General features: G+C 72.7%; 6 protein-coding genes and 3 tRNA genes. 7 read left to right on the forward strand and 2 right to left on the reverse strand.

What is annotated here, in order from left to right; all coding sequences use genetic code 11:
- Nucleotides 1-392: 392 nt before the first annotated feature.
- From ACFXGA_RS26905 to ACFXGA_RS26920, 4 genes are all read left to right on the forward strand, one after another.
- On the forward strand, nt 393-638 hold the full coding sequence (locus ACFXGA_RS26905; protein WP_378092394.1) for a hypothetical protein: 246 nt from the start codon (nt 393-395) through the stop codon (nt 636-638).
- 212 nt (nt 639-850) lie between these two features.
- Nucleotides 851-923 (forward strand) — tRNA-Glu (locus tag ACFXGA_RS26910).
- 28 nt (nt 924-951) lie between these two features.
- Nucleotides 952-1,025: transfer RNA gene (locus ACFXGA_RS26915), tRNA-Asp, on the forward strand.
- Between the two features lie 35 nt (nt 1,026-1,060).
- Nucleotides 1,061-1,137, forward strand: a tRNA-Phe gene (locus tag ACFXGA_RS26920).
- 41 nt (nt 1,138-1,178) lie between these two features.
- On the opposite strand, the gene ACFXGA_RS26925 is transcribed toward ACFXGA_RS26920, so the two are convergent.
- Nucleotides 1,179-1,934: a protein phosphatase 2C domain-containing protein gene (locus ACFXGA_RS26925; protein ID WP_378092396.1), complete on the reverse strand. Its 756-nt coding sequence runs from the start codon at nt 1,932-1,934 to the stop codon at nt 1,179-1,181.
- A 65-nt stretch (nt 1,935-1,999) separates the two neighbouring features.
- On the opposite strand from ACFXGA_RS26925, the gene ACFXGA_RS26930 reads away from it, so the two are divergent.
- Nucleotides 2,000-2,212, forward strand: a complete 213-nt coding sequence (locus tag ACFXGA_RS26930; RefSeq protein WP_077010893.1) for a helix-turn-helix domain-containing protein — start codon at nt 2,000-2,002, stop codon at nt 2,210-2,212.
- A complete protein-coding gene (locus tag ACFXGA_RS26935) occupies nt 2,209-2,745 on the forward strand; it encodes a Clp protease N-terminal domain-containing protein (RefSeq protein ID WP_378092398.1) in 537 nt (178 codons plus the stop codon). The genes ACFXGA_RS26930 and ACFXGA_RS26935 overlap by 4 nt, the downstream gene beginning before the upstream one ends.
- Here ACFXGA_RS26935 and ACFXGA_RS26940 read toward each other — a convergent pair.
- Nucleotides 2,714-3,343 carry a YitT family protein gene (locus ACFXGA_RS26940; protein ID WP_378092400.1) on the reverse strand — a complete coding sequence of 210 codons (630 nt, stop codon included), beginning with the start codon at nt 3,341-3,343 and terminating at the stop codon, nt 2,714-2,716. The genes ACFXGA_RS26935 and ACFXGA_RS26940 overlap by 32 nt on opposite strands.
- Nucleotides 3,344-3,404: 61 nt before the next feature.
- Between ACFXGA_RS26940 and ACFXGA_RS26945 the strand changes: the two genes are divergently transcribed.
- Nucleotides 3,405-4,865, forward strand: a complete 1,461-nt coding sequence (locus ACFXGA_RS26945) for a PLP-dependent aminotransferase family protein (protein WP_378092403.1) — start codon at nt 3,405-3,407, stop codon at nt 4,863-4,865.
- The last annotated feature ends 401 nt before the right edge of the window (nt 4,866-5,266 follow it).

Here is a 5,266-nt window from a genome sequence, read left to right on the forward strand (position 1 = left end):
CTCACACTCCCCGCCGCCCCACCCACACACCCCGACAGTGTTTATTTTTTTTCTATCAAACGCGGGTGCGCGCCCCTCCTCACCCGCCACCCCCCCCAGGCTGCCGAACAGCTCCTGCGGGTTCGCCGCGGCCGCGGGCCCGCTCGTCCCGTCCGTCGGTGGCGGCGTGGCGGCGGCATCCTCCGCCGCCGCTGGTTCCGGCGTCTGCCCCGGTACCGGTTCGGTCATGGGTGGCACCCTCCTCGTTCGCGACAAGCACATCACGCCGCGCTTGACACCAAGTGGCCTACACGGAAAGTGACGCTGTGTCGCCCCTGAATCACTCTCCGGGGGGCTGTGGCGGCTCGATGGGCTCGCTTAGCCTCGCGCCAACCTCAAGTCGGGGAGGCGTCATGAGCGGGTCCCTAGAAGTGCGTCAGTTCCTGTGGAACCAGGACGACGCGATGTCCAGGCCGGGCGGCGGTGGGGTGCCTGCCCAGCGAACCGGTGAGCCGTCGCGGATCTCGGACGAGCAGGTCCACCGGGCTCGGCTGTCGGTGGCGCGCGGCGCCACCAGTGCCGAGGACTGCCGGTTGCTGCTCGACATGCTCGGGCTGTCACCGGGCGAGGACGGGGGCGTGCCACCCGTGCAGCGCTAGGACGTCACGAGCCGCGGCCCCTCCGGGACCCCTTCCCGGAGGGGCCGCGTCGTCGCGGCCCGCCGTGAACCGGGGTGGAATCGCAGGTCAACACCTTGTTGGACCCCCGTTTTGGAGGTGTGGACCCCCGTGCCCTATGCTTACGATGCTTCCACCGGACAGCGTGGAGGGCCTGGGAAAGAAGGTGGCCCAAGGGCTGCTGGAGGAACCTGGTCCCCATCGTCTAGCGGCCTAGGACCCCGCCCTTTCAAGGCGGTAGCGCGGGTTCGAATCCCGTTGGGGGCACGCAGTACAGCAAGGCAGAAGTGAGCAAGGCCCAGTGGCGCAGTTGGTTAGCGCGTCGCCCTGTCACGGCGAAGGTCGCGGGTTCGAGTCCCGTCTGGGTCGCAAGGCAGTTCGGCCGGTTGGTCGAGCCGCTACCTGGCCAGGTAGCTCAGTTGGTACGAGCGACCGCCTGAAAAGCGGTAGGTCGGCGGTTCGACCCCGCCCCTGGCCACCAGATCGTTCGAAAAGCCCCTCGCCGGCCGTGAGGGGCTTTTCTCATTTCCCGGCGGTGAATCGGATGACCGCCAACGCCTGGTCGTCGTGCACTTTCGGCCGCGGCCACTTCGTGCGCCCGGGATCACCCGCCTCCGCCGCGCGGATCTCGTCCAGCACCGCTTCCGGGCCTTTTTCGGACGTGATTCGCAACACGGCCTGCCAGTCCGCGAACAAGCCGTAGTCGTCCACGCCGCAGGACACGCCGTCGGTCGCCATCAGCACGGCCCGGACCCGGTCCCGCGGCCAACTCGCCCGTACGGCCCGGTGCGCGGCGGCCGGGTCGGCCTCGGCCACCCACCAGCCGCCCTCGCGGTTGCGCCAGTCCGTGATCGGGTGGACCTGGCCCCGCAGGTCCCGCAGCCGGTGGTCGGCGACCACCTCGACGCCGGCGTCGGTGAACACGGCGACCGGGCTGTCCGCGAGCACCAGCACGTCCACCGAGGCGTCGGTCCACCGCGTGATCGCCACCGTGCTGGACGGCGAGTCGCCCGGCGTCAGGCCGTGCTCGGCGGCGAGGCGGGCGATGGCCCCGGCCAGCTCGTCGGCCAGGTCGTGGTCGAGGTCCCGGTCGAGGCGGGTGAACTGCCCGGCCAGGTGGCGCGAGTGCCAGCCGCCGTCGCGGACGCGGGGCGTGGGCGAGGTCGCGCCGTCCAGCACCACCACCGCGTTCGGCAGGAGCACGATGCGGTCCTCGGTGGGGCGCGGCAGGCCGTCACGACCCACCCCGGCCCGTTCGGCGGTGGTGATCTCGGGCATCGACCCCGAGCGTAGCGTGTCAACTTGGGTTGACAAGTCGGCGGATGTCAACCAAAGTTGACGGCATGACGGAGGCAACCGAACTCGCCTCGGCGGCGGGCGACCAGGACCCCAGGGTCGGGCTCCGGGCGGTCAGCGCGCTGCGCCGCCTGCTGGAAACACTCGAAGCCGTGCAGGTGCGCAACGCCCGCGCCCGCGGCTGGTCATGGCAGGAGATCGCGGCCGAACTCGGGGTGACCCGGCAGGCCGTCCACAAGAAGCACGGGGGAGACCGATGATCGGCGAACGGTTCACCAGATCCGCCCGCCAGGCCGTCCACGACGCCGTCGTGCAGGCCGAGCGCCTCGACGCGCCCGAGATCGGGCCCGAGCACCTGGCCCTGGCGCTGCTCGACGCGCCGGTGCTGGCCGAGTTCCACCTGGAGCGCGACGAGGTCGTGGACGCGTTCCTCGCCGCCCGGCGCAAGGGCGGCCTCAGCGACGCCGACACGGAAGCGCTGCGGCGGCTCGGCATCGACGTCGACCAGATCGTGGCGTCCGTCGAGCGCACCCACGGCGAGGGCGCGTTGGCCGGCCCGAGGACCCGGCGTCGGCGGCGGTTCTTCGGCAACCACCTGCCGTTCACCGCGGCGGCGAAGAAGACGCTGGAGCGCAGCCTGTCCGAGGCGCGCGACCTCGGCCACAGCTCCCTGCGCCAGGAGCACATGCTGCTGGCGCTGCTGGCCCAGCGGGGGCTCGTGGCCGAGGTGCTGGAGGCGCGCGGGGTGAACTACGTGGAGGTCAGGAAGCGGGTCGCTCGCTCACCCAGGTGACCAGGGGGAGGAACGCCTGGGTCAGCGGGCCGATGGTGACGGCGTAGAGGACCGTCCCGACGCCGATCGTGCCGCCGAGCAGCCAGCCGACGGCCAGCACGGTCAGCTCGACCACCGTCCGCACCAGGCGCAACGAGGTCCCGGTCCGCGCGCAGAAGCCGGTCGTCAGGCCGTCGCGCGGGCCGGGGCCCAGGCGGGCCCCGATGTAGACGGCCGCGGCCAGGCCGTTCAGCACGATGCCGGCGGCGAGGAACAGGATGCGCGGCAGCAGGCCGGTCGGGGTCGGGAGGACGGCCAGGGTGGCGTCCACCGCGAGGCCGATGACGACCACGTTGCTGACCGTGCCGACGCCCGGTCTCTGCCGCAGCGGGATCCAGCAGAGCAGGACCACGACCCCGACCAGGGCGGTGACCAGGCCGAACGACAGGCCGGTGAGCTTGGTCAGGCCCTCGTGCAGCACGTCCCACGGGTCGAGGCCGAGGGTGGCGCGGATCTGCAGCGCCATGCTCGTGCCGTAGAGCCACAGGCCGGCGAGGAGCTGGGGGACGCGGCGCAGCGGGGAGACGGTGACCGGGACCGGGGTGAGGGCGGCGAGCATGTGGCCATCCTTCGTCGCGATTGGCCTTGTATTCCACAGCCAATTGGCAATAATTGGCCTTATGAGCGCTGAAGTCCCACCAGGTGGACGTATATCCGGTTTCCGCCTGGCCCGACTGCTCGGCGAGTGGCGTCGCAGTGGCGCACGTCACGGGGCCGCGGACCTCGCGGCGGCGGTGCGGATGCTGGTGCTGGACGGGCGGCTGCCCGCCGGCACGCGGCTGCCCGCCGAGCGCGAGCTGGCCCAGGTGCTGCCGGTGAGCCGGACGATGATCACGGCGGCGCTGGACCAGTTGCGGTCGGAGGGGCTGGTCGCGAGCCGCCGCGGGGCCGGGACGTGGATCAGCCTGCCGACCGGGGCGCTGGGCGTCGTGCCGGACACCCCGCTGGTCGGGTCCAGCATGGTCGACTTCGCGCGCGCCGCCCCGCCCGCCCTGCCGGGGGTGCTGGCGGCGTTCGACCAGGTCCGGCGGTTCCTGCCCGACCACCTGGCCGATCACGGGTACTTCGAGCACGGGGTGCCCGAGCTGCGCAAACGCATCGCCGAGCGGTACGCGGCGCGCGGGCTGCCGACGTCACCCGACCAGATCGTGGTCACCAGCGGCGCGCAGCACGCGCTGGCGCTGACGTTGCGGCTGTTCACCGGACCGGGTGATCGCGTGCTGGTCGAGCAGCCCAGCTACCCCAACGCGCTGGACGCGATCAAGGCCGTCTCCGCCATCCCGATCCCCGTCGCGATGACCGAGACCGGCTGGGACCTGCCCGGCATCGCCGCCGCCCTCCGCCAAGCCGCGCCGCGCATGGCGTACGTGGTCGTGGACTTCCACAACCCCACCGCGCACCGGCTGGACGCCGAGGGCCGGGCCGAGCTGGTCGAGACCGCGCGACGTGCCCGCACGCCGTTGGTCGTGGACGAGACGCTCGTGGAACTGGACCTGGACGGCGACCCGTCGGCCGGCCCGCCGCCGACGGCGGCGTTCGGCGAGGACCTGGTCGTGACGCTGGGTTCGGCGAGCAAGTCGCACTGGGGCGGCCTGCGGATCGGCTGGATCCGCGCGACCCCCGAGGTGGTCCACCGCCTGATCTCCACCCGCACCGCGCTCGACCTGGGGTCCGCGGTGGTGGAGCAGCTGGTGTTGGCGGAGCTGCTGGCCGATCCGGAGCCCGCGCTGCGCGAGCGGAGGGCCCAGCTGGCGGCGCAGCGCGACGTGCTCATCGAAGGGCTGCGCGAGCACTGCCCGACGTGGCGTTTCCGCAGGCCGGCCGGTGGGCTCAGCGTGTGGTGCGAGCTGGACGCGCCGGTGAGCACGCGCATCGCCGTCGTGGCGCAGAACCACGGGATCCGGCTCGCGCCGGGGTCGCGCTTCGGGGTCCACGGCGGGTTCGAGCGCTGGCTGCGGCTGCCGTTCGTGCAGCCGGCCGACGTGCTCCGCGATGCCGCGCGCCGGCTGGGGCTGGTCGCCGCGTCCGTCGCCGGCACCGGGCTCGGGGGTGACGCCGACCTGGCGGTGCCGGTGGCCTGACCCGCTCGCTCTCGTCCGTGCCCGGCTGGGGGAAGGGTGCCGGGGCGGTGGTCGGCTGCGGCCGGGGTGCCGGGCGGGGCGTGTGGCGGGCGGGGCGTGTGGCGGGCGGGGCGTGTGGCGGCTGGGGCGTGTGGCGGCTGGGGCGTGTGGCGGCTGGGGCGTGTGGCGGCTGGGGCGTGTGGCGGTCAGGGCGGGTGGCGGGACGGCGGTGGCGGTTGGGACGGGGTGGTGGCTGGGGCGGGTCGGGGGTGGCTGAGGGGTGGGGGTGGTTGAGGGGTCGGGGGTGGTTGTCGGGCTCCTCATGGTTTTAACCGAGGTGCAGTAACAGTGTTTCCGTACATATTTTGGCGATGATCACTCGATCGTGTTAGCGCGAGCCGTCGGGCTCCGGCTCAGCCCCT

Origin of the sequence: Actinosynnema sp. NPDC059335, from assembly GCF_042752395.1 — a bacterium.
Taxonomy (GTDB): Bacteria; Actinomycetota; Actinomycetes; order Mycobacteriales; family Pseudonocardiaceae; genus Actinosynnema.